General features: G+C 46.5%; 27 protein-coding genes and 1 other annotated feature. All 27 genes read left to right on the forward strand.

Going from position 1 to position 24,200, the window contains the following annotated elements; genetic code table 11:
• Nucleotides 1-15 precede the first annotated feature (15 nt).
• The 27 genes from pnp to C1712_RS02330 all read left to right on the forward strand — a co-directional run bounded on the left by pnp (nt 16) and on the right by C1712_RS02330 (nt 24,188).
• Nucleotides 16-2,199, forward strand: coding sequence for a polyribonucleotide nucleotidyltransferase (gene pnp, locus C1712_RS02200; protein WP_102266403.1), 2,184 nt, complete (start codon nt 16-18; stop codon nt 2,197-2,199).
• A gap of 168 nt (nt 2,200-2,367) precedes the next feature.
• The gene (gene pepV, locus C1712_RS02205) at nt 2,368-3,762 is read left to right on the forward strand and encodes a dipeptidase PepV (RefSeq protein ID WP_102266405.1); all 1,395 of its coding nucleotides are present in this window, start codon (nt 2,368-2,370) and stop codon (nt 3,760-3,762) included.
• On the forward strand, nt 3,759-4,412 hold the full coding sequence (gene trmB, locus C1712_RS02210) for a tRNA (guanosine(46)-N7)-methyltransferase TrmB (protein ID WP_102266407.1): 654 nt from the start codon (nt 3,759-3,761) through the stop codon (nt 4,410-4,412). The genes pepV and trmB overlap by 4 nt, the downstream gene beginning before the upstream one ends.
• Before the next feature lie 124 nt (nt 4,413-4,536).
• Nucleotides 4,537-5,238, forward strand: coding sequence for a hypothetical protein (locus C1712_RS02215; protein WP_102266409.1), 702 nt, complete (start codon nt 4,537-4,539; stop codon nt 5,236-5,238).
• An 8-nt stretch (nt 5,239-5,246) separates the two neighbouring features.
• Nucleotides 5,247-5,591 (forward strand): thioredoxin family protein, encoded by a 345-nt coding sequence (locus C1712_RS02220; protein WP_245858040.1) that lies wholly within the window; start codon nt 5,247-5,249, stop codon nt 5,589-5,591.
• Complete coding sequence (gene ytpR, locus C1712_RS02225; protein ID WP_102266411.1) at nt 5,588-6,196, forward strand: YtpR family tRNA-binding protein; 609 nt, start codon at nt 5,588-5,590, stop codon at nt 6,194-6,196. The genes C1712_RS02220 and ytpR overlap by 4 nt, the downstream gene beginning before the upstream one ends.
• Entirely contained in the window at nt 6,193-6,855 is a 663-nt protein-coding gene (locus C1712_RS02230) for a hypothetical protein (RefSeq protein ID WP_102266413.1), read from the forward strand. The genes ytpR and C1712_RS02230 overlap by 4 nt, the downstream gene beginning before the upstream one ends.
• Before the next feature lie 3 nt (nt 6,856-6,858).
• Nucleotides 6,859-8,160, forward strand: a complete 1,302-nt coding sequence (gene murC / locus C1712_RS02235; protein ID WP_102266415.1) for a UDP-N-acetylmuramate--L-alanine ligase — start codon at nt 6,859-6,861, stop codon at nt 8,158-8,160.
• Nucleotides 8,161-8,222: 62 nt separating this feature from the next.
• Nucleotides 8,223-8,603: a histidine kinase gene (locus C1712_RS02240; protein WP_102266417.1), complete on the forward strand. Its 381-nt coding sequence runs from the start codon at nt 8,223-8,225 to the stop codon at nt 8,601-8,603.
• A gap of 18 nt (nt 8,604-8,621) precedes the next feature.
• On the forward strand, nt 8,622-9,017 hold the full coding sequence (locus tag C1712_RS02245; protein WP_102266419.1) for a hypothetical protein: 396 nt from the start codon (nt 8,622-8,624) through the stop codon (nt 9,015-9,017).
• Nucleotides 9,018-9,058: 41 nt separating this feature from the next.
• Nucleotides 9,059-10,057, forward strand: coding sequence for a LacI family DNA-binding transcriptional regulator (locus tag C1712_RS02250; RefSeq protein ID WP_102266420.1), 999 nt, complete (start codon nt 9,059-9,061; stop codon nt 10,055-10,057).
• A 37-nt stretch (nt 10,058-10,094) separates the two neighbouring features.
• Nucleotides 10,095-10,293 (forward strand) — a binding site (T-box leader).
• A gap of 39 nt (nt 10,294-10,332) precedes the next feature.
• Nucleotides 10,333-11,565, forward strand: a complete 1,233-nt coding sequence (gene tyrS, locus C1712_RS02255) for a tyrosine--tRNA ligase (protein ID WP_102269700.1) — start codon at nt 10,333-10,335, stop codon at nt 11,563-11,565.
• A gap of 95 nt (nt 11,566-11,660) precedes the next feature.
• Nucleotides 11,661-12,431 carry a hypothetical protein gene (locus C1712_RS02260; protein ID WP_102266422.1) on the forward strand — a complete coding sequence of 257 codons (771 nt, stop codon included), beginning with the start codon at nt 11,661-11,663 and terminating at the stop codon, nt 12,429-12,431.
• Nucleotides 12,421-13,008, forward strand: coding sequence for a dipicolinate synthase subunit B (locus C1712_RS02265; protein WP_102266424.1), 588 nt, complete (start codon nt 12,421-12,423; stop codon nt 13,006-13,008). Before C1712_RS02260 ends, C1712_RS02265 begins: the two co-directional genes overlap by 11 nt.
• Nucleotides 13,001-13,873: a 4-hydroxy-tetrahydrodipicolinate synthase gene (gene dapA, locus C1712_RS02270; RefSeq protein ID WP_102266426.1), complete on the forward strand. Its 873-nt coding sequence runs from the start codon at nt 13,001-13,003 to the stop codon at nt 13,871-13,873. The genes C1712_RS02265 and dapA overlap by 8 nt, the downstream gene beginning before the upstream one ends.
• A 15-nt stretch (nt 13,874-13,888) precedes the next feature.
• Nucleotides 13,889-14,065 (forward strand): sporulation protein Cse60, encoded by a 177-nt coding sequence (locus C1712_RS02275; protein WP_102266428.1) that lies wholly within the window; start codon nt 13,889-13,891, stop codon nt 14,063-14,065.
• Nucleotides 14,066-14,109: 44 nt separating this feature from the next.
• Nucleotides 14,110-14,271 carry a DUF1540 domain-containing protein gene (locus C1712_RS02280; protein ID WP_102266430.1) on the forward strand — a complete coding sequence of 54 codons (162 nt, stop codon included), beginning with the start codon at nt 14,110-14,112 and terminating at the stop codon, nt 14,269-14,271.
• 690 nt (nt 14,272-14,961) lie between these two features.
• Nucleotides 14,962-15,381 (forward strand): RrF2 family transcriptional regulator, encoded by a 420-nt coding sequence (locus tag C1712_RS02285; RefSeq protein WP_102269702.1) that lies wholly within the window; start codon nt 14,962-14,964, stop codon nt 15,379-15,381.
• Nucleotides 15,378-15,983, forward strand: a complete 606-nt coding sequence (locus tag C1712_RS02290; RefSeq protein WP_102266432.1) for a hypothetical protein — start codon at nt 15,378-15,380, stop codon at nt 15,981-15,983. Before C1712_RS02285 ends, C1712_RS02290 begins: the two co-directional genes overlap by 4 nt.
• Entirely contained in the window at nt 15,922-16,992 is a 1,071-nt protein-coding gene (locus C1712_RS02295) for a prealbumin-like fold domain-containing protein (protein WP_146003301.1), read from the forward strand. The genes C1712_RS02290 and C1712_RS02295 overlap by 62 nt, the downstream gene beginning before the upstream one ends.
• 7 nt (nt 16,993-16,999) lie before the next feature.
• A complete protein-coding gene (locus tag C1712_RS02300) occupies nt 17,000-18,139 on the forward strand; it encodes a DUF7601 domain-containing protein (RefSeq protein WP_102266436.1) in 1,140 nt (379 codons plus the stop codon).
• Nucleotides 18,140-18,214: 75 nt separating this feature from the next.
• Nucleotides 18,215-18,493: an HU family DNA-binding protein gene (locus tag C1712_RS02305; protein ID WP_102266438.1), complete on the forward strand. Its 279-nt coding sequence runs from the start codon at nt 18,215-18,217 to the stop codon at nt 18,491-18,493.
• Nucleotides 18,494-18,640: 147 nt separating this feature from the next.
• Nucleotides 18,641-20,422, forward strand: coding sequence for an MBG domain-containing protein (locus tag C1712_RS02310; protein WP_102266440.1), 1,782 nt, complete (start codon nt 18,641-18,643; stop codon nt 20,420-20,422).
• A gap of 429 nt (nt 20,423-20,851) precedes the next feature.
• Nucleotides 20,852-21,370 carry a hypothetical protein gene (locus tag C1712_RS02315; RefSeq protein ID WP_102266441.1) on the forward strand — a complete coding sequence of 173 codons (519 nt, stop codon included), beginning with the start codon at nt 20,852-20,854 and terminating at the stop codon, nt 21,368-21,370.
• 13 nt (nt 21,371-21,383) lie between these two features.
• The gene (locus C1712_RS02320) at nt 21,384-23,000 is read left to right on the forward strand and encodes a polysaccharide biosynthesis protein (RefSeq protein WP_102266443.1); all 1,617 of its coding nucleotides are present in this window, start codon (nt 21,384-21,386) and stop codon (nt 22,998-23,000) included.
• A gap of 4 nt (nt 23,001-23,004) precedes the next feature.
• Entirely contained in the window at nt 23,005-23,718 is a 714-nt protein-coding gene (locus tag C1712_RS02325; protein ID WP_102266445.1) for a pseudouridine synthase, read from the forward strand.
• On the forward strand, nt 23,715-24,188 hold the full coding sequence (locus tag C1712_RS02330) for a dihydrofolate reductase (RefSeq protein ID WP_102266447.1): 474 nt from the start codon (nt 23,715-23,717) through the stop codon (nt 24,186-24,188). Before C1712_RS02325 ends, C1712_RS02330 begins: the two co-directional genes overlap by 4 nt.
• The last annotated feature ends 12 nt before the right edge of the window (nt 24,189-24,200 follow it).

Below are 24,200 nucleotides of genomic sequence, written 5' to 3' on the forward strand. Positions count from 1 at the left end.
GATGAGGTGAATAAGTTGGCTAAACAAGTATTTTCGATGGATTTTTGTGGTCGTACGCTTACCGTAGAAACAGGCGAGATCGCAAAACAAGCGGGCGGCAGCGCATTGGTGCGTTATAACGACACCGTGGTCTTATCGACTGCGACCGCAAGCAAGCAGGCAAAGGAAGGAATTGATTTCTTTCCGCTGACCGTAACTTTTGAAGAGAAATTATATTCGGTAGGAAAGATCCCGGGCGGCTTTTTGAGAAGAGAAGGCAGACCGAGCGAGCATGCGACCTTATCGGCGCGTATGATCGACCGTCCGATTCGTCCGCTTTTCGCGGATGGTTTTCGCAATGAGGTGCAGGTGGTCAATACCGTTTTATCAGTAGAGCAGGACTGTGACCCGGCGATGACGGCAATGCTGGGCGCTTCTTTGGCGCTGTGCTTATCGGATATTCCATTCAATGGACCGATTGCCGGTGTGATCGTAGGTCGGGTCGATGGCGAATATGTCATCAATCCATCGCAGGAGCAGATGGAGCGCACGGATATCGTATTGCACGTTGCCGGTACGAAATATGCGGTAAACATGGTAGAAGCCGGTGCGAAAGAAGTCAGTGAGGAAGCGATGCTGGGTGCGATCTTGTTCGGACATGAACATATTAAAAAGCTGGTGGCATTTCAGGAAGAAATCGTGGCGGCTGCCGGTAAGGCAAAACGGCAGATCGAATTATATGAGATTCCTGCCGCATTGAATGAAGAAGTGCGCGCACTCGTGCAGGAACGCATGGTCAAAGCAGTACAGATTCATGAAAAACTGGAACGCTATGATGCGATCGACGCATTGGAAGCGGAAATGGTGGAACATTATGAAGCCAAAGAATATGAAAGTGAAAAGAGCAAAGCACAGACGATCAAGTTTGTAAAAGAGATCTGTCATGATATTACCAAGGAAGAAGTACGCCGCTTGATCACGGTTGAGAAGGTTCGTCCGGACGGCCGTAAGCTGGATGAAATTCGTCCGTTGGATTCACAGGTCGATATTTTGCCTAGAGTGCATGGTTCGGCATTGTTTACACGCGGAGAAACACAGGTGCTTTCCGTATGTACTTTAGGACCGTTAAACGATAATCAGATCATTGACGATGTAACGGAAGTAGAATCCAAACGTTTTATGCATCACTATAACTTCCCGCCGTATTCGGTAGGAGAGACCGGACGCATGGGATCTCCGGGACGTCGTGAGATCGGACACGGCGCATTGGGAGAACGCGCACTGTCGCAGGTCATTCCTAGCGTAGAACGCTTCCCTTATACGATCCGTCTGGTAGCGGAAGTATTAGAATCAAACGGTTCTTCCTCTCAGGCTTCCATCTGCGCGGGAACGATGGCGCTGATGGCTGCCGGGGTTCCGATCAGTGCGCCGGTTGCGGGCATTGCAATGGGATTGGTAAAGCAGGGTGAACACTATACGATCTTGAGCGATATCCAGGGTATGGAAGATCACCTTGGCGATATGGACTTTAAGGTAGCCGGTACGCCGAAGGGCATTACCGCTTTGCAGATGGATATTAAGATCGATGGTCTGTCCAAAGAAATCTTTGAAGAAGCGTTGGCACAGGCAAAGATCGGCAGAGCGCAGATTTTGGAAAACATGCTTTCTGCGATCAGCGAAGTAAGAAGCGAGGTCGGACGCTATGCACCGAAGATCCATCAGATGCATATTCCGGTGGATAAGATCCCTGATGTGATCGGTCCTAAGGGCAAGATGATCAATCAGATCATCGAGGCATGTAATGATGTTCAGATCGATATCGAAGATGATGGTAAAGTGATCATCTATCATATGGACAAAGAACCGATCGAACATGCGGCGGCGATGATCGAAGATGTGATCAGAGAAGCTAAAGTCGGCGATGTGTTTGAAGGCGAAGTCGTAAGGATCGAAAGCTTTGGTGCGTTCGTACACCTGTTCTCAAGCACAGATGGCCTGCTTCATATATCTGAGATTTCACATGAACGTGTGGAAAAGGTAGAAGATGCTTTGAAACTCGGTGATAAGGTGAAGGTCAAAGTAATCAAGATCGACAACAAAGGCCGGGTCAATGTATCTGCCAAAGCGCTGTTAAAACGTCCGAAAAAGGAAAAGAAGGCAGAGCCGAAAAAAGAAACAGCAGAAACGACAGTTTCAGAAGGTGAAGCAAAAGAAGCATAAATAGAAAATAAGCATCTGTTTTGTGAGTATAAGGGAAGAAGCTGCTTTTCCCGATCATAAAGCAGGTGCTTTTCTATGGCAAAAACGATAACTGTCGGCAGTTTTTGCTTTGCGCCGTAGTGAAATACAGGAAAGTGTGGTAGAATAACGTAAAAAGAGGTGAATGAAATGAATTGGAAGGAAACAACGGCAGTTTATGAAAACGATCTGATCAAGGATCTACAAAGACTTTTGGCAGTGGAAAGTGTCAAGATGGAAGCAAGACCAAATGCGCCGTTTGGATTGAAATGCCGAGAGGCGTTGGATGAAATGTTAGCGATGGCGAAGCGTGATGGCTTTGCGACACAGGATATTGACGGCTATGCCGGCGTGATCACTTATGGGGAAGGAGAAGAAAGTGTCGGTGTGCTGGGACATTTGGACATCGTGCCGATCGGTGATGGCTGGAGCCGTGATCCTTATGGAAGCGAACTGGTGGACGGCGTGTTGTTTGGCAGAGGTGCATTAGATGATAAAGGACCGGGCATGGCAGCCTACTATGCGCTGAAAGCGATCAAGGATGCTGGGATCAAGTTGAAGCGCAAGGTCATGCTGATCTATGGCTGTGATGAAGAAAGCGGTATGGCGTGCATGAAGTATTACCGTGAACATGGTGAGATCCCGACGATGGGCTTTGTACCGGATGCCAATTTCCCGCTGATCTACGGAGAAAAAGGTATTTATGTATTTACGTTAAGCGGCAAGGTCAATACGGTGATCCAAACGATGGAGGCGGGAAGTCGTCCGAATATCGTGATCGGCAAAGCGAATGCTACGGTCCATGCAATGAGCGAAGAACAGGAACGATTATTTTCTTTTTATTTGAAGAGCCATCAGTTAAATGGGAATTTGCGGCGTGAAGCAGACGGCAGCGTACGTATTTATATGGAAGGCAAGCCTTTCCATGCAATGGCGCCTTTTCACGGCGTCAATGCCGGCCTGCACTTGTTGAATTTCATCGGAGCGGCTTATGATGACGCGTTCGCAAGAGCAATTTATGCGCTCTTCGGCGATTGGCAGGGAAGCGGTTTGGGAATTGCGGCAGAAGGTGCGCGCATGGGCTTTCTGACGCTGAATACCGGGGTGATCGAGATCAAAGAAGGACAGGTCAAGATCGTCAATGATATCCGTTATCCGATCGATGTCGATGCCGTACAGATGAAAGCGCAGATCGCAAAACAGATAGAGGCAGGCACGCTTGCATTGACACTTGCAGTATCAAATGATTCTGCACCGCTTTACGTCGATCCAAAATCGGAACTGGTATCGACTTTAGAAGCGATCTATCGCAAGCACAGCGGTGATGAAACGACCCCGATCATGACGATCGGCGGCGGCACTTATGCCCGCAATTTCGATCAGTTTGTGGCATATGGACCGGAACTGCCAAACATGAATCAAAATGTGAATATGAAGATCGGTGGACCACATCAGGAAGATGAAGGGATCCAGATCAGCGATCTGATGATGGCGATGGCGATCTATGCGGAAAGCATTGCCGCACTGGCAGGAGAAACAGCATGAGAATGCGGCGGTTGAAGTGGGCACATGATTTCTTAGAGCAGCAGCCGCACTTGATCAAAGAACCGGAAACGATGAAAGGAAAATGGAAGCAGCTCTTAAACAAAGAAACACTGCATGTGGAAATCGGCTGCGGGAAAGGTGATTACTGGGTGCAGATGGGGAAACGTTACAGCGAAAGCGGCTGGATCGGTATCGAAAAAAACGAAAGCGCCGCTGCTTTGGCAATGCGCAATTATGTGAATCAGGGAGAAGAATCGCATATGCGATTCATATATGGCGATGCGGCTACTATCACCGAATGGTTTGCCCCGAAAGAAGTCGATGTGATCCATCTCAACTTTTCGGATCCGTGGCCCAAGACCCGCAATCATAAAAGGAGATTGTCGCATGCCGGCTTTTTAACAAAATACAAGCAGATCTTAAACAGCGAGGGACAGATCATTATGAAAACCGATAACAGCGATCTGTTTGAGTTTTCACTGTTACAATTTCAAAATGAGGGCTTTTGCTTAGCGGATGTCAGTGTGGATTTTCGCAGAGCAATTCATGAAGAAGATGTTATTACCGAATATGAGCGCCGCTTTATGGAAAAGGGACAGCCGATCTACCGGGCGGTGTTTCAATTACGGCAGCAGGGATCACTTGATTAAGGTGGTCCTTTTTTATCAGGAAAAGAAAATGATGAAAAAAAGTTATTTTCTTTCATTTTTATGATAATTTCTTTGCAAATAATGGTATAATGATTTCGTATATGTTGCGGACGGTGATATTGGAATGTGGTCTAAAAAAGTGATCGCGGTGCTGCTTGTACTGTTGTTGAGCGGATGTGCGAAAGCGGAAACGATGGAAAAACAGATTCGCTTTGCCCTCAATCAGGCAAAAGAGGATCCTTATCCTGCGATCAATCAACAAAAACAATATTACGGCTACTATCTGCCGCCGGACATCGGGCGAAGAAAGAGTACGCTTTTCAGTGAGGTGCTGGTAAAGGACGGTTATACGATCGTTATGAATTTCAAAAGCCGTGCGGTAATCGAAGCGGCGACTTCCTCCTCGCAAAGGGAAGCACAAGAGGTGGAACAGGAAGTGCTGAAAGAACTGCTCGGTCATGCGAGCTATGAAACGATCGAAGGCGGCTATGCTTTTTCGGGGTACTACCAGATGCTGGACGGCTTCGTTTATCCTTTTACCTGTAAGGTATTGGAAAATGATGCGGATACAGTGGCGATCGCACTTGAAACGCAGTATATGGATGGCTTTACGATCGTAGACAGATCTTGTGCCGATCAATATGCCAGAGTCATGTTAAAGATGGCGGGTGCATTGAAAATAGAAGAAGAACGGTTACTTGCGGATTTTTCTTTATATGACGCGTATCGAAGTGATGAAGAAAGCGATGTGCAGATGCGGGATACCTTTGATGAAGAAGGCTATCTGATCGATTTTGATCATCGTGAAACCGACACGCCGGATTAGGAGGAATGATGAAATTGAAAGCATTTACGGAATATATGCCGGCATTAACGAAGGAAACACAGTTTGAAACGCTGTGTGAAAAGCAAGGGATCCAGGTGTTTTTGTTTTCTGCGGACTGGTGTCCTGATTGTGTGTTCTTAAAGACATTTATGGAAGAACTTGTCGCCGAGTGGAAGCAGATCGAGTTTGTTTATGTGAACCGTGATCAGTTTCCATCGCTGTGTGAGCGGCTGGCAGTTTTAGGGATCCCGAGCTTTATCGCTTATCGCGATGGGAAAGAGTGTGCGCGTTTGGTCTCCGCTTTACGTAAGAGCAGAGCGGAAGTCGAAGCGTTTTTAGGAGGTTTGGCATGAGCATCGTAAGAGTATTTTATGTGCCGCAGGCATTTGCGCATACCGTTTTGGTAAGAGTGAGCGAGGAAATGATCGCTTCTACAAAACAAAGCGGCAATGTGTGTGCTTTATATGATCGGCAAATGCATTTGATCGGGTACAATATCACGATGGATCTTCAAAGTGAGCATAACGGCTATCAGCCGATGGATGAAGCGCTGTTAAAGCGGATCAACGAGGAATTGCGGGAAAATGGCTTTCCACTATTGGTACATGATTTTACACCGCGTATCGTGGTGGGCTATATTCGTAACTGTACGCCTCATCCAGACAGCGATCATCTGCATGTGTGTGAGGTAGATGTCGGAAATGATGTCGTGCAGATCGTATGCGGCTCGATCAATGTGAAAGCAGACTGCTATGTGGTGGCAGCGCTGGATCAGGCAGTGATGCCGGATGGCAAATGGATCCGCAGCGGAGCGGTGCGCGGCGTTGCTTCGGCAGGCATGCTGTGCAGCCGTTATGAACTGGGATTTGATAAAGAAAAAGGAAAGGGATTGCTGATCCTTGATGATGCAGCAACCATTGGTTCTCCATTCTTAATGACAAAGGAGCAGAGTGTATGAACGTATTGAAGAAAATCGCATCATATTTGTTTGAGGAAGAAGAAGTGGAAGATGAAGTGATCGCGGAAGATGAACTGGAACCGGTCGTTTTTGCCCAAGAAGCAAAAAAGAGCGAGCCGCAGGAACAGGTGGAGCTTTCTATGCGTATGGAAGAAAACAAAGAAGCGGCGAAACCGGTGGAAAGCATGCCGGCTGCGCATCATCTCGGCTCGATCACGGCTGATGCACCGAAAGCGAAAAGCAGCGTTAAGCGCAAACCGTTAGAGCGTAATCCGAAGCAGGAATATGAAGTGGCGCCGGTCATTTCACCGATGTACGGCACTGGCAAGGTACAGGACGGCATTTCTCAAAGCAAAGGAAAATCGCCGAAGAAACAGAATCCGTTAGGAACGATCATTTCACCGATGTATGGCGCAAAGGAATTGGAAGCGATGAGCGATGCGGCGCAAAGCGAGCTTGCCGTTAAGGAAAAAGAAGCAGAGCGTGCGGAAATCGTAGAGGAAACACTGGTCGATATACCATTGGATCAGATGCTGGTAAAAGATGTGCCGGTGGAAAGCGATGATGTTTTACAGTTTTCGCTGTTTGGCGAAGATGAGATCGTCAAGCATGCGTTCAGCGCATATGATCCTGATGATGAGGAAAGAAAGAAGGCATAAGGCATGTATCACTTTATCGGAATCAAAGGCAGCGGCATGGCGTCGCTTGCGGAAATCGTCGCCGATCGCGGTGAAACGGTCAGCGGTTCGGATATTGAAAAATATATCTTTACGCAGAAGCCTCTTGAAGAAAGAGGGATCAGGATTACCGGATTTGATGAAACTAACATTCAGCCGGGCATGACCGTGATCATCGGCAATGCGTTTGGCGATGACAATGTGGAAGTGAAAAAGGCAAAAGCGCTGCCGTCGGTTACCTGTTATTATTATCATGAGTTTCTGGGCAAGCTGTTAGAAGAATATGTATCGATCTCGGTTGCCGGCACGCATGGCAAAACGACGACGACCGGCTTGCTTTCGCATGTGTTGGAAAACGTGCGTCCTACCGGTTATCTGATCGGGGACGGCAGTGGAAAAATGCCGCGGGACAGTCATTATTTCGTACTGGAATCATGCGAATACCAGCGTCATTTCATGGCGTATCATCCGGATTATGCGATGATCACCAATATTGAGCTCGATCACGTTGATTATTATCCGGACTTGACTTCTTATCGTCAGGCATTTGAGGATTTTGCCAATCAGGTAAAAAAAGGCGTCGTTTTATTCGGCGATGATGAAAACGTCATGCAGCTAAAGGTAAAAACCGCGCATCTGTACTACGGCTTAAACGAGCATAACGATGTGCGGGCGCAAAATGTGGAGGAAAGAGAAGACGGCACTTCCTATGATGTTTATTACAAAGGCGCTTTGTTCGGTCATTTTGATTTTCCTTTTGTCGGGAAACCGCTGCTTTGGAATACGCTTGGCGTCATTGCCATCGGCATCATGGAGGGACTGAGCGCAAAGCTGCTTCAGGATGCGATCGCCGGTTTTGGCGGGGTAAAGCGCCGCTTTATCATCGAGGAAAAAAACGGCAATGTTTATATTGATGACTATGCGCATCATCCGACGGCGATCAAATACATGATCGAAGCGGCACGTACCAAATATCCGGACCGCAAGATCATTGCGATCTTTAAGCCGGACCGTTATTCACGCATTTATTATTTTATGGATCGCTTTGCGGAAGAATTAAAGCAGGCAGATGAAGTGTTTTTATGCCATTTTCCACAAAATGCGGCACATGAGGAAGGCATTTCCATTACGATCGCGGATCTGGCGGAAAAGATCGAAGGCAGTCATATCACCCTTGAGGATGAGGCGGCTGCAAAGGAACTGGCGGCGCATGGACCGGCAGTATATCTGTTTATGAGCAGCAAGGATATTTATAAGTTTAAGAATAAAGTGAAAGAGTTTCATTAAATTTTCAAATACTGTTGTAATCGTTTTCAAAAAAGTGTAGAATAATCAAGAGAGGTGTTTGTATGGGCTTAGATTTACTGGTAGAGGCCGCAAGCAATGTTTGCAGCGTATTGTTGCCGATCGTTGCGGTGGTCGCTTTGATCTTTTTGATCGTTTTGCTTTATCATGCGATTAAGGCGGTCAAGAAAAGCACGCTGATGATGGATGATCTGTCAAAGACGCTGCGCAGTGCCGATCGTCAGATCAATGCGCTGGATGGACCGCTGCACACCTTAAATGAATTAAGTGAAACAGTGGATCAGATCCATGATGTGAGCCGCAATCTGGTGCGTTCGGCATTAGTGGCGGTACTGGAGAATTTATCACTGATCCGTGACTGGATCAAGGCTAAGGTAAATCCCGATCACAAAATGTCTCAGCAGGATGAAGATGTTTCAGAATAAAAGAAAAGAGGCCGTTTTATGAAACAGATCAATAAGGAAAAATGGAGCGAAGTATTTTCACAGAGCAAAGAGAAGCTGGCCAAGACTACGAAAAACGTCGTAGATCGTTTGGAAGACGGTGTAGAAGACCTGATGGAGCATGAAAAAGTACAGACGGTCATCCGCAAGAGCGAAGACGGCGTAGCAAAGGTATGGAACAGTGAGCCGGTACAGGAGACACTGGAAAAAACGAAAGCAGGCGTACAGCGGATCAAATCAGATGAAAAGGTGCAAAGCGGCATCAAGAAATTGAAAAGAGGTACGCTGAAAGCGGCGGATTATGCTTACGAGGGCTTAAATCGACTGTTAAAGGAAGAAGATGACGAGGTGGAAATCAAGGTCATCGAACATTCGGTAGATGAAGATAATGAGTAAAAGTCTACGGAAATGAGCACGTAGCGGGAAGAAGGAGAGGTATGAAGCGAATTACGATTTATGATGTTGCGAAGGAAGCGGATGTTTCTTTAGCGACGGTTTCCCGTGTGATCAACGGCAGTGATGTCGTAAGGGAAGACACGCGGGTCAAAGTGCAGGAAGCGATTGAAAAGCTGGGCTATAAGCCGAATGCGATCGCGCAGGGATTGGCGTTGCAGAAAACGACGACCATCGCTTTGATCGTGCCGGAAGCTAGTTTCTTTTACACCGGACAGATCATCAACGGTTTGATCGATGTGGCTAAGATCTATAAATACAATATTGTTTTACATACCGCCACCGAAGGGATCACCGAGATGAATGAGATCATTGAAACGATCATCAAGTCAAGAGTGGATGGCGTCGTGATCTTCAATGATAAATTATGCAAGGATGAATTGAATACCTTAACGCGTTATCAGGTGCCGATCGTTGTGATCGGTAATAAGATGCACGATGATATGATCGGTTCGGTCTATGTGGATTATGCAAGCTTGGTGTATGATCTGGTAAACAGCTATATGGATCGCGGCGTGCATGATATCGCATTGGTGGAGGACCGCAAAAATCCGCAGGTGATCGCGCAGATGTTAAGCGGTTTGACAAAGGCTTTTGAAAAACGGGGGATGAAGTATGACAACTTCATTGAGATTCCGAAGGAATATCGCTCCTCTTACTTGTATCTGAAAGAGTATTTTGCCAAAAAGCGTCATCAGCTGGTGCTGACGTATCGTGATTCACAAGCGCTGGCGGTGCTGAATTCAGCCAAAGAGCAGGCGCAGCCGATTGCGATTCCACAGGAGATGGAAGTCGTTTGTATCCTTGACAGCAAATACAATGCGATGGCGCGTCCGCAGATTTCCGGTTATAAGATCCCGGATTATGACATGGGTGCGATGGCAATGCGTATGATTACCAAGATGCTGGCGGAGAACAGTGAGCCGTTTGAAAAAGAATTGGAGATGTTCAGCATCTATACACCGCGTCAGTCCACCAAATAAGGATTGACAAATAAAAGAAACAGGTTATACTGTTAGCGTACATGCAATGAAGAGAAAGAGTACCAAAATGAAATGTATAGAGAGATGATGGCCGGTGAAAATCATTCAGGAAGTTTTGGGAATACACCTCGGAGCAGCTTTATGCAAAGTAAAGCCGTAGGTCTTACGTTACAGACAAGAGCGCATATGAGCAATCATATGAAATAAGGTGGTACCGCGTTACAGACGTCCTTAGAAAGGGACGTTTTTTTATGGAAAAGGAAGGAAGAAAAGAAATGAAATTGTATGATGAATTAAAGTGGCGAGGACTGATCAATGATGTCACCAGCCCCGAACTGGAAGAAAAGCTGAATCAGGGGGGGCTGACCTTCTATATCGGCACCGATCCGACTGCCGATAGTTTACATATCGGTCATTTTTCCTCTTTGCTTTGTGCGAAGCGCTTAAAGGAGCATGGACATCATCCGATCATGCTGGTCGGCGGAGCAACCGGCTTTATCGGTGATCCGAAGGCAAGCGGAGAGCGCAATATGCTGAGCAAAGAAGTTCTGCGGCACAACTATGAAAAATTAAGCGAGCAGATCGAGCGTTTATTCGGTTTTACGATGGTAAACAATTTAGATTGGACCAAAGACATTACTGTGATCGACTATCTGCGGGATTATGGAAAGTTTTTCAACGTCGGCTATATGCTGAGCAAGGATACGGTAAAAAGGCGTTTGGAAAGCGGGATTTCCTATACTGAGTTTTCTTATATGATCTTGCAGTCACTGGATTTTTTACATCTGTATGAACATTACAACTGCACATTGCAGTTAGGCGGACAGGATCAGTGGGGAAACATTACCTCCGGCTTGGAGCTGATTCGCAAGAAGCATGGTGCGGATGTCGCCTGCTATGGTTTGACGATGCCGCTGATCACCAAAGCGGACGGTACGAAATTCGGCAAGAGCGAAGCGGGAACGGTATGGCTGGATCAGGAAAAGACTTCTGCTTATGAAATGTATCAGTTTCTGGTAAACAGCGAAGATGAAAAAGTGATCGACTATCTGAAAAAACTGACCTTCTTGTCAAAAGCGGAGATCGAAGCGCTGGAAAAAGCGGTTCAAACGCAGCCGCATATGCGGGAAGCGCAAAAAGCTCTGGCAAAAGAAGTGGTTACGTTTCTGCATGGGGAAGCAGCTTATGAAACGGCGCTGCGCATTACCAATGCCTTATTTGGCGGTGATGTAAAAGCTTTGAACTTAACAGAGCGTCGAGATGCGCTGAAAAGCTTTGCGGCGGTAGATGTCGATGATGCGATCAAATGCATTGACTTTTTGGTAAACGGCAAGGTGGCCGCTTCGCGTCGTGAAGCAAGAGAATGGCTGAAACAGGGATCGATCCAGATCAATGGGGTAAAGGTACAGGATGAGAATCAGATCATATCCAAAGCAGATGCTTTAGTGGATGATCTGCATCTGGTAAAGCGGGGGAAACGCAATTATTCCGTTATCCGCCAGCATTAGGAGCAAATGCTCCTTTTTATTATACGCATCTTCTTTTATTTCTAGGCACATTGCCCGCCTTTCTACATACGATAGCAATGTGAGGAGGCATAGACATGAAAGTAGTGGTAATGGGAAGTGATTATCGGATGCGGGAAGTGTATTACCGTTTTGCTTCTTATGTGGAAACCATTTTGATCAATGAAACAAGCGATCTTCATGAGATAAAAGGGTTTGATGTATTGGTGCTGCCGGTCCGTGCAGTCGATGCACAAGGAAACCTGTGTTTTCCAAACACGCTGGTAAAAAGCGATGAGGCGTTTTGGAAACAGGCGGAAAAGGGAATGATCTTCGCAGGATCACGCTGTCCTTTTTTAGATCAGCTCGATAATCAGATCTATTATTACATGGAGGAGGAAGCGTTAAAGAAACAAAATGCGATCTTAACGGCTGAGGGAATCTTATATTATATGATCGATCATACTGCGACTTCGATCTTTGCATTAAAAGTCGATATCATCGGCAAGGGCATATGCGGCAGTGCATTCGGCACATTATTGCGTCAGTTGGGCATTCGCCATCGCTATGTGAGAAGAGCGGCGCAAGGGGAAGATGAGATAACGATCGAAGCATGGAAGCAAAGCAAAGCGGGCGATGTGGTGATCATAACTGCGCCGGTCGAGATCATTGATGAAGCATGGCTGTACGCCCAGCAGCATCATCCGCTTTTGATCGACATTGCCAGCGGCAAGGTAGTGGACGCACATACAGCGGGGAAGCTTGGCTTTCCTTATGTAAAAGCACTGGGCATTCCGAGTATCTTTGCGGCAAAGAGCGCCGGTAACATCTTATTTGAGTGGATATGGGGGAAAGTGCATGAAGAATAAAAAAATCTTGATCGGTATCAGCGGCTCTTTTTGTAATCACCGCGCGGTTTTGGAAGAAGTGCGCAAGCTGGCTGTGGATAATGATATTACCTTTGTCATCAGTGAAAATGTAAAGAACTTGTCCACGCGTTTTTTTGAAAGAGAAGCTTTTTTAACAGAACTGCGCACGATCAGCGGAAAAGCGATCATTGATGATTTATTGCAGGCAGAGGTATTAGGACCGCAGGATCGTTTTGATATCATGGCTATCGTACCGCTCAGTGCAACGATGTGTACGCGCATGGTGCATGGCCTTTACGATAGTCCGGTAACCTTGGCGGCCAAAGCGATGATCCGCAATCAGAAAAATATCGTGTTTGGCTTTGCGAGCAATGACGGGCTGGGCATCTCCGGTACCAATTTGATGCGTCTATTGAATATGAAGCATTTTTATGCGGTGCCTTTTCGTCAGGATGCGCCGTCCGCAAAGCCACGCAGCATTGTCGCCGACTGGCAAAAACTGGAACAGACACTGGATGCGGCATTTCATAACGAGCAGCTGCAGCCGCTTTTGTTAGGAAGTGAAAGCGATGACTAAACGCTGCATGGTTGCGCTGATTACCCCGTTTCATGCGGATGGCTCGATCGATTACATGAGCATGGCAAGACTGATCAGACGTTTACTAAAAGAAGGATGCGATGGCTTCATCGTATGCGGCACTACGGCTGAAACACCGACGCTGCGCAAGGAAGAACGCAGGCAGATCCTGCGCTTTGTCATCTCCCAGGTAAAGGGGAAAGCAGCAATCTATTATGGCTGCGGCAGCAATGACACATTAGCGACGATTGCGGCATGCAAGGAAGTCGAAAAGGAAGCGATCGACGGCGTGTTATTAGTAACCCCTTATTATAATAAACCATCGCAGGAAGGCCTATATCGTCATTTCAGTGCGATCGCACAGGCAACTACACTGCCGATCATGCTTTATCAGGTACCGGCACGCTGCGGCGTCGCAATGGAAGCGGAAACGATCATTCGTCTGGCGCACGATCATGAAACTATCAAGGCGCTTAAGTTTGCCAGCAGTGATTTCGCTTTGATCAGGAAAGTCAAAGAAAACTGTGATCTTACGATTTACAGCGGAGAGGATGAAATGCTGCTGGAAGGGTTAGAGGAAGGCATGCAGGGCATCATCTCAGTCAGTGCCCATCTGATCCTGCCACAGATCAAAAAGCTGATGGAACAGTATGAGCAAAGCTGTATCGATCCGCTTCTGCATTTACAGATCAAGGCTTATGCACGGCATTTGTTTATGGAAAGCAGTCCGGCGCCGTTAAAATACCTGTTATCCAAGCGGGAAGAATGTGAGAATGTGCTGCGGCTGCCCTTAGTCGGCGTATCGGCGCAAACCCAAAAAACATTAGATGCTTTCTTTGCTTCGACAACATTCTTTTTTGACTAAGCGCATACTTGAGACATGAAAGTAATCGTATTTGACGAACAGCATGAAGACGACCTCACCAACGCGATCAATGCGTGGATTGAAGACAACGCGCCCAAGATCTGTGAAATTCGTTTTTCCACTTGTGCGTTTGCCTTACAACAAGAACAGATCTACTGTTTTTCCGCACTCATTCTCTATGAGGAGGAATAAATGCGAAAACGCTGCGCATACTACAGGCAGGAGGTCGTAAAAAGATGAAAACAGAAATCTTATGTAACGTGCATTCCTGTGTTTTCCACACAGATGATGATCGCTGCCAGGCAAAGACCATTTCGGTTACCTGCGATCGAGCGATTCAACCGCACTGTTTTTCGGAAACTGCCTGTCAGTCATTCCGCTGTAAAAACGAACAGTAAAAATGCATTGCCGCGGTGATCAAGCGGCAGTGCATTTTTTCTCCTTAAACAAAACGGATCAACCTCTTGGTACAGACGGATGCGTTTTTTTCATATGAGATATTGAAAGATATTAAGAAAGCGCACATAAGCGATGCGAGGATAAAACACTATCTTATAAGTGTATCAAATATTCCATATAATGAGGGCGTACACATGAAAAGAGAAGTCGTAAAAAACTTTTCAAGAATGATGGAAATGAGCGAATGACAAAGCAGCGAAAACACAATAAAGAAAAACGTAAGAAGTCCTATGTCACAAATGAATGATGTAGTTTTTCTTAGTAATTGATTGATTTTCTACTTAAACTGTAAAATTTTGGTTGTAAAAGGGTGTAAAAAATGTTAGAATAACACTGGGAGAGAAATCTTGCCAAAAAAAAGCGAAAAGGGGTTGACAGCAATGCAGATGGTTGCGACAATTAGACAGACAGACAGACAGACAGACAGACAGACAGACAGACAGACAGACAGACAGACAGTAAGGTAAAGTCTGCGCTTTTTTGCGCCCTTTTTTACGTAGTTACATTATTTAATAGCTTATTAGGCGTGTTGCGCCCGTGTAGAAACTATCACGGACGCGACGCGCCTTTGTTTGTCTAAAAATCAAACCAAGACCAGTGTGGATTGAGTTTTGCAAAGGAGGGATATGTTGCAGCTTAATATCACAACAGACTACGCAATCCGAATTGTTGTTTATTTGGGAATGACAGGCGGTTTTGCGGCTTCAAGGGATATATCCGGCAGCATGGGTATTCCTTACGGTTATGTGCTGAAAATCGTCCGTAAATTAGCAGCGGCGGGGATTGTAACGACCAGCACGGGGATTTACGGGGGTATATCTTTGAATAAGAAGCCGGGCGATATTTCCCTGCTGGACATTATTCAAACCATGGAAAGCACGGCCAAAATTAACCGCTATTTGGAGAAGGACAAATATTGCAGCCGCTTTGCAACGGAAACCTGCCCGGTAAGGCAGTTCTACTGTGTTTTGCAGGACGAGCTGGAAAGCAAACTTTCTTCTATTACGGTTGCTGCTTTATTGCAACAGAAAAAAGGAGATGTATCATGACAATGAAAAAAGACAAGAAACTGTTAAGCCTGTTGCTCTGCTGTGTGATGTGCCTGACGGTTATCCCCGTGTCGGTATTTGCACAGGCGATACAGCCCAAAGGCATTACCTCATTCACCGGGCAGGATTTGGTGAACGAGGGACTGATCGAGGACATCAACTTTGCCAACGCGATTGCAGAATCCATTATGGCAGATACGGATAATTTTTACGGGGACTACTACGGCGATACCAGTAAAACCATTGAAAGCTACGATACGTTGGAAGATGTATTGCAAAACTTCACCGGCGTTATTGACGCAAGGGATAGAGGAATTACATCGCTGGTAGGGTTCCCCAACCTGCGCCATGCGCTGGAAGTGCATGTGGAGAACAACGAGATTAACGACCTCACACCTATCGCAGTGGAAGAACAAAATTATTATGGCGATGTAAGAAAAAGATTTGAGTACAGAAATACAGAGGTATATATCGCCGGGAATCCGGCAACGAAGTTTCCTGAAAATTTCGGAGGCGCTTTGGATTTTCCCGATTTTTCCGATGCAGGGTTTATTTCCGAAGTATACACCTTTATCTCAACCGGGGAGACCCCCCGATTTTAACGCAAATATTGATGCGAGCATCCAAATTGGCGACGGTTATGCCACAATAAATGAAGCACCCCTTAGTTTATATTTTGAAGACGGTCAATTTGTGACGACAAATTTTGACCTTTATGAAAACCTGTCGAAAACCAATGCTGAGATTGATCGTACCCAAATCAATACAGACCATTTATATATTTTGAATCATATCAAATCGACCGGTTTCGGTTTTGGAGGGTTTTCGCAAGTTAATGCGAGCACTGGCGGCGTACTACAAGTCAACTGGCAAAAAGCAATAATAAGCAATGTAACGCCTAATAGCAAATCAAGGGAATGGCTGCTCCCCATTGCCACCCAAATCATAAGCAAGGTGGAAAAAGGGACGCTGCAATCGGATTTTAGCATTGATTTCACCAAGACCAGCGCGAAAACGAATCAAGTCCTGCCGGGCGCGACATACGGCCTGTACCGGGACGGAACAGACGAGCTGATCGGCAGCTATACCACCGACGACGACGGAGCCTTTTCCATTCCCAACGACAAGCTGCAAGGCGAAAAATTTTACCTGAAAGAGATTACCGCGCCGGTGGGACACCAGCTAAATCCTGAAAAAATCCCACTGACGTTGAAAAACGGCTCGATTGCACTCGCTTCTAAAACAGGCAGCAAGGTGACGGAAAATACTGGAAGCACCACGCAAGAACATGATTTAGGCGACAACGGCGTGTTTGCCATTGGCGGGGGTATGCTCACTATGCCCGACCCGAATAACCCCGGACAAAGTATAACCGTAGACCCGGCTGGGCTGGATTTACAAATTATCCTGCCGGAAGTCAACGGGCAAAAGGGTACATTAAAATCCTTGACCGTCACCCGTACCAAAGGCAACAATACCACGATTACGGAACAGGGGATGGAGGAAACTTTCACAGGTTCCGTAGAAGAAGTAGAAGAAGCGGCGTTGGAATTTATCAACAAGGCGGTCAAAGGCGGTCACGGAATACGCTCATGTGGAGGTTTCCGCTGAATTTGAAATGGACGCCACGGCAACACAGAGCGACAAGGTTTCCAGTTCTTTTGAGATTACAAAGGAAACAGTTGGCGGTGCAAAGGAAGATAAGGACAAGGAATTTTCTTTCACGGTAACGCTTGAAAAAGACGGGCAGCCCTATACCGGCGACTATACCATTGACGGCGAAGCCGGAACGGATAAGGACGGTAGCTTTGAGGTATCGCTGAAAGGCGGCGAAAGCGTTATCATCGGCAGTCTGGACGAGGGCACCGAGTACACAGTGACCGAAAACAAAATCGAGGGCTGGCAGGCCGAACAGGAAAGCATTTCCGGCGTTACCCAAGCGGACAAGGTAACGGAGGGAAAAGCGGAACCGGCGACCAGCGCGGACTTTGTGAATATCAAAATCCCAGAGCTGTCCTACACAATGGACAAAAACCGTCTCACTCTGGCGAAGTTAAAGCCCGGAACAACAGACCAGTATGGTTTAGAAAAAGGCGATACGGTAGAGTATGCCATAACCATTAAGAACACCGGCGACTGTGAGCTTACGATGGACGTAACGGATAAATTCACTGACGCGGACAAATTTACTGATTTGAAAGTAACCAAAGTAGAGGGTGCAACAAGGAACAGCGACCTTACCGATAAGGTAGGCGTAAACATCACCGTCAAAGTCGGAGAAACTGCGACGATTACCTTTAGTGCTGTAGTAGCAACGGACATTGAAATCTTGTCCAATGCTGCCACAGACGATGGCAAAGGGTATGAAAACATTGCCGAAGCGTCCAACGTCAAGGGGATCTATAAACAAGGGAATGACAAAACCATTGTCTATTCCCCCGATCCAAAGGACGGCGAAACACAGTACCCGGACAACCCGGACGGCACAAATCCGTTAGATCCGCAGGAGGATAGGGCAACCACACCAGTTTACAAAGCGGACGAGGAACAACCACCGGTAGATCCGGAAGAACCGACCGACCCGGAACCCAGCGACCCTGAAAATCCGAGTGAGTCGGGCAATTCGGACGTACCCCAAACTGGTGATAAAAGCAATCCAGCTTTGTACTTTGCTCTCATGGGTGCAGGAATGATTGGCCTTATCGCAAGCCTTTTCCTCAATAGGAAACAGAAAAAGTACGCAAAACACAGACGGTAACACGACGTAGCGGTTACAGGTACAAAACATTCCATACCTGACCGCCGCAATAAAAAACGATTGGAGGAAATAACTATGACGAAAAACGAATTGATTGAACAAATGGCAGCAGGAGCCGGAATTACAAAAGCCTCTGCAAAGGCGGCTTTGGATACGGCCTTAAACGCAATCACAAATTGTCTGGCAGAGGGCGGCAAGGTACAGCTTCCGGGTTTTGGAACTTTTGAAACCCGCCAGCGCGCCGCACGCACCGGCATGAACCCGCAGACAAAGAAACCTGTTGCCATTCCCGCTGCTACCGTACCGGCTTTCAAAGCTGGCAAGGGCTTAAAGGACAGTGTGGATAAAAAATAGGCTGTAACAACGCAAGAATGGTTTTTGCGCTGAATTTGGTAACGGGCATACCTTATGCCTGATTGAAAGTTTCAATAAATGCGCCTGTCCGCATTTTGTAAATAGGCGCATATAAAGATTTGCTATATAAAGAGAGGAGAAAATCAAATGATGAAAGTAAAAAAACAAATTTTGGCGATCGTGCTAGGAGTAGGTATGGTACTATGCTTGCTTCCGGGCATAGTATTGGCACAGGGACCAACAGGTGGCACGTCGCACATCGCGGATAAAAGCGTGCTTGCAATCAATGCAGCAACAAACGATGCGGCGATGGTGTATTTCGGAAGTGAGGGCGATCCAATTAAATGGCGTGTCGTTGAAGCAGGAGATGGTCAGCTTACTCTGTTATCGTTAGATATCCAGGGGATGACTGAGTTTGGACCAACGAATACCAATGCCTATAAGGACAGCTATTTGCATCAGGCGATCACAGCAATAGCCGATGCTAAATTAAGCGCAGCAGAAAAGACTGCCGTTGTCAAAAGAGATTTAACGGTGAGTGAGTTTAACAAGTATGATACAGACGGAATAGCAGGAGAACCGGTGGATGACCAGTTGTTATGGCCGTTATCAACGAAAGAGGTGATGAGCATGAACACCGCTGTCGGTGGTTCAATTTTACAGGCGAGCTTCGATTGGTGGACTCGCTCCCCCGGTAATCCCATGTTTGGTAATGCTCTTGCCGGCGCTGTCTCCGGTGCGGGTGTTGTTGATGAAAATGGTCGATTAGTCGCCGACATCAATGTACTTGGAGTACGTCCTGCTTTCTATTTGAATCTGAATCAAGTCTTGTTTGCATCAGCTGCAGATAACGGAAAGTCAGATGTATTGGCAGGAAACAATCCGATTTTCGAAAACGAGTCAGCCAACGATACCAACGAATGGAAATTAACCGTTTTAGATGATGCACACGCAAACTTCAAAGCAGAGTATCAAAGTACGGATGGCAATACGGTTAAGATATCTTATGAGAATGCCAATACTACCGATACCAACGGTTATATCTCCGTGATTGTGCAAGATAACACGACCAAGGAATATACGCATTATGTAAAGTTAGAGAAAGTAACCGGAGAAAATGGAACAGTCAGAGTCGATCTGACTGGTGTGGATATGAGTAATAAAACTTTGTATGTGTTCAATGAACAATGCAACGATGCAAAGAAAACCGATTATGCCAGTCCGCTTCAACCAATTGATTTATCAAATCAAAAAGCAACAAATGATTGGAACTCTGAACTGACAATCGATGGCTGGACGTATGGAGAATATGACGCTATAGAAAATGCGCCGAAGATTGAATCCCAATATGGAGAGCCTACCTATTGGTACAGTGATAGCGAAGATGGTCCATGGACAACAACCGTGCCTACGGAAGCGGGAACATATTATGTGAAAGCAACGGTGGAAGCCACCGATGAGTATGAGGGATTGGAAAGTGATCCGGTTTCCTTTGTCATTAAACAGGCAAACGGTCAAGTGACAATCATCGAAGATTTGGATAAGTTATATGATGGAGAAGCGGTAAAAGATCCGCAGGTGGACACACACGGAAGCACAGGTAAAGTTACTTTTACGTGGGAAGTGGAGCAAGACGGTACATGGAAAGTTTTAGATGGTGCGCCGACAAATCCAGGACACTATCGCGTAACGGCAACATTGGCACCGGATCGCAATTACACCCAAGCTACCGCAAGCAAGACGTTTACGATTACTGAGAAAACGACGAAGCCAAACGAACCAAGTAGTGGCGAGGATGGAAACAAAGAGGAATTTTCCATCATAGAGACAGGAGCAAACAGCCATTTGATGATGTGGGGAATCCTGATGCTTGTGTCACTGGCGGTAATGAGCATCGCAATGACAAAGCAGAGAAAATACAATAAATAAAAATGTAAGAAGGCCTATGTCTATGAATCGAAGAGATAGGCTTTTCTTTATCTGTAACGCGGATATACTTTCATGTAATATGCCATGAAAAAGGGGAATGTCTCGGTATGGATAAAGAACCTTTGAAAATAGGGTAGTCTTCTTTTAGTATGAGGTGGGATTGTCTATACGTCCTGATAGCGATCAACGTGAAATACTGAAAATGTATCGCAATTTGATTTTTGTTTGGACTGCTGTTTTTTTCATTGGCGAAGGATTGGCCTTTGTCTTAATCACGTCTCTGCGCCAAAGCGTCAAGCGTCGTGAGGTGCTCGAACACCGATGAAATCAAGTGTCTTGGCAGACGTTTGACTTTTTTATAGTAAAATAGTAAGAAATACATGAAGGTGTAGAAATAAGTGTGCTATAATAGAAAATGAGGTGAACGCTATGCGAAAAAGCATCGGTTTGATTGTATTGGCATGCTTATTGTGCGCCTGTTCCGGCACACAGCGCTATGATGAAGAAGCACAGGAAAAATATCAGGAATATGTAGCGGCGATCGCAGCGAATAAAGGTGCGGAAAGCAGTGATATTCCGTTTGCACATGATATAACGATGGAAAAGGAAACAGATGGCTATGCTTATGAGATCACGATAAAAGAGCCTATTACCGCCATGTATCAGATTGAATTCATGGCAGTGGACGGCGAACAGATCAAGGCGGATGATGTGACCCATCCAAGCTTAGGTATCTTGGACAGCGATGAGGTGTATCATATGGTGCCTTATCAGGAAGATAAAGAAAAAGGCTTTTATCGTTCGCTTTCCTTGAAAGGGAAGGTAAAGAAAAGCGAAGGATCGCTGTATGTGATGGTCGCATGGAAGGATTATGCGAAACTGAATACCCATCGCGTGTATTTTACGTATGCTTATCAAAATGATGAAGCGCAGGAAAAAGAGGAATAGAGAGTGATGTCATATGAATAGGGAAAAGCGGAAGCAGTCGATCCTGGCCGGTGGACTGATCAGTACCGCAGGTATTTTTGTATCCAAGCTGATCGGCTTGCTTTATATGGTGCCTTTTACCGCTATTGTCGGTTCGGAAAATATGATCTTTTATTCACTGCCGCTCAATGTTTATACGTATATCCTGAATGTGGCGACTGCGGGACTTCCTTTTGCGGTGGCGACGATGGTGGCGCGTTCCGTTACCTTTGATGATTATAAGACGAGCCTGCTGATCAAGAAACTGGCGCATATCGTCATGTTTGCGTTTGGCGTCGTATCGATGCTGCTGCTGGTTCTTTGTTCCGGTTTGATCTCTTCCTTTCAGGTTGCGCAAGAATATGCGGATCAGCTGCGCAACAGTTATTTGATCTTGGCAGCGGCGCTGATCTTTGTGCCGATGCTCAGTGCGGGCAGAGGCTTTTATCAGGGGTTAAAGGATATGGAGCTCAATGCTTTGTCGCAGACGCTGGAACAGATCGTGCGGGTTGCCTTTGTTTTGTGTGCAGGCGCCCTCTGTGTGTATGTGTTCCATCAGGATCAGATCTGGGCAGCTTATTTCGGCGTAATGTCTACGGGCATAGCGGCGATTGCCGCGCTGCTTCATCTGCGCTTTTATGACCGCAAGCAGATGCCGAGGCTTAGAAAATTAGCCAAAGAACAGGAAACAAAGGGCAATGACGATAAGCAGGCACTGTTAAAGGAAATGCTGTGGATCGCGTTTCCTTATCTGCTCATGGCAGCGCTTGGCTACAGTGATATGATCGTCAATTCGCTGTTTTTGAATCAAGGACTGCTTGCGTATGGCTATAGCGAAGCTGCCAGCAGTCTGATCAGCGGCGCGATTACCGGACAGATCCAGAAGCTGATGTCGATCCCGATGGTGTTGGCACCGGGGTTTTCCGCAGCGATCGTTCCTTATCTGACGGTCAATATCGCCAAAAAAGATTGGAAACAAGTGCGCCGCAACATTGACGATTGTTTAGGTTCGGTGCTCTATATCGGCATTCCGATCTCTTTCTGCCTGTTTGCCTTTGCCACGCCGATCTATTATGTGATGTATGGCGGCGGGGAAATGCTGCCGATCTATGGTGATATTTTGCGCTGGTATGCACTGGAGGCGTTTTTGAATACGATCGGACCGATCTTTAACGCGTTTATGATGGCGGGCGGCTTGGCAAAGCTAAATCTGCGCAATCTGGGAATCTTCGCCTTGTTAAAGATCATTTTGACATATCCGATGATCATGCTGTTTGGTTACAGCGGTTCCGTGCTTTCCACCGTCATCGCTTATGCGATCAATATCTTGTTGGATGTGTATGCCTTCAAAAAATATTTTCATTTTTCCTTTCGCTATGTCAATCGCCGTATGATTTTAATGCTGATCTGTACCGGCGCACTGTATGCAGTTTCACTTGTTTGCCCATTCATCGGTTTGAAAGGCTATGACTGTGGACGGTTTATGGCGCTCATCCAACTAGGCATTGCCGGACTTTTATCAGTAGGTGCTTATGCGGCGCTGTCCTGTTATTTCCGCCTGCCGCAGACGATCTTTCATATTGATTTCAAAAAGATTTTGAAGAGAGGATAATCAGATGCGATTAGATAAGTTTTTGGCACATGCGCAGATCGGTACGCGCAGCGAAGTGAAAAAACTGGTGCGCAAAAAACGCGTAACCTGCAATGGTGTGGTCACAGTGAAAAGCGATCTGGAGATCGACACAGATCATGATGTGATCATGATCGATGGGGAGGAAGTCGTTTATGAAGCGCATCTCTATATCATGCTGCATAAGCCGCAGGACTGTATTTGCACAACTGCCGATCCCGATCAGATGACCGTCATGGATCTATTTGAGCCACCGCTTCCAAACGATTATTTTCCGGTCGGCAGACTGGATAAAGATACGACCGGTCTGGTGCTGATCTGCAATGATGGAAAATTGGCGCATCAGCTGTTGTCACCGCGCCATCATGTCGATAAGCTGTATGAAGTGCATACGGCGGAAGCGATCACTTCATCGCAGGTGGCAATGCTTTCTGCAGACATACAGCTAAAAGATGTTTGTTACCGCGGGGCAAAGGTCGAGGTGCGTGATACGCACTGTATGTGGATGCGGATCGCCGAAGGGAAATTCCATCAGGTCAAGCGCATGGTTGCCCATTGCGGCAATCAGGTCGTTTCTTTGAAACGATTGGCGATGGGACCGCTCACGCTGGATGAAACGCTGGGGGAGGGGGAATATCGTCTATTAACTGACGAGGAGCTTGCACAGCTGCGTGAGTGTGGAAAGGGGAAAAGATCATGATCGCCTGTATCGTCTGCATGAGTCCCAACGGCGTGATCGGGAAAGATGGCGTCATGCCATGGCATGATCCACAGGAACTGCACTATTTTAAGGAGCAGACGATGGGAAAAGACATTTTGATGGGAAGTGTGACCTATGCGCATTTGCCAAACCCGTTACCGGGCAGAAAGATCCATGTCTTGACCCGCCATACAAACATCATTCAGAAAGAAGCGATCACTTTATGGAGCGAGAAAGCGGCGGTGCTGGATCGCTGGAAAGACAGTGATGATATCTTGATGGTGTGCGGCGGCGCCAGTATTTACGAGCAGTTTCTGCCTTATGCAAAGCGGCTCTATCTTTCTATATTGAAAACGAATTATGAAGGCGATCGCTTCTTTCCTGCATTTGATGAAGAAATGTGGGAACTGATCGAAAAACGGCAGTATGAGACATTTGACGCGTATCAGCTGCAGCGGAAAACAAAGTGAGGAGATGACACG

Origin of the sequence: Massilicoli timonensis (assembly GCF_900199515.1) — a bacterium.
GTDB classification, from domain to species: domain Bacteria; phylum Bacillota_I; class Bacilli_A; order Erysipelotrichales; family Erysipelotrichaceae; genus Massilicoli; species Massilicoli timonensis.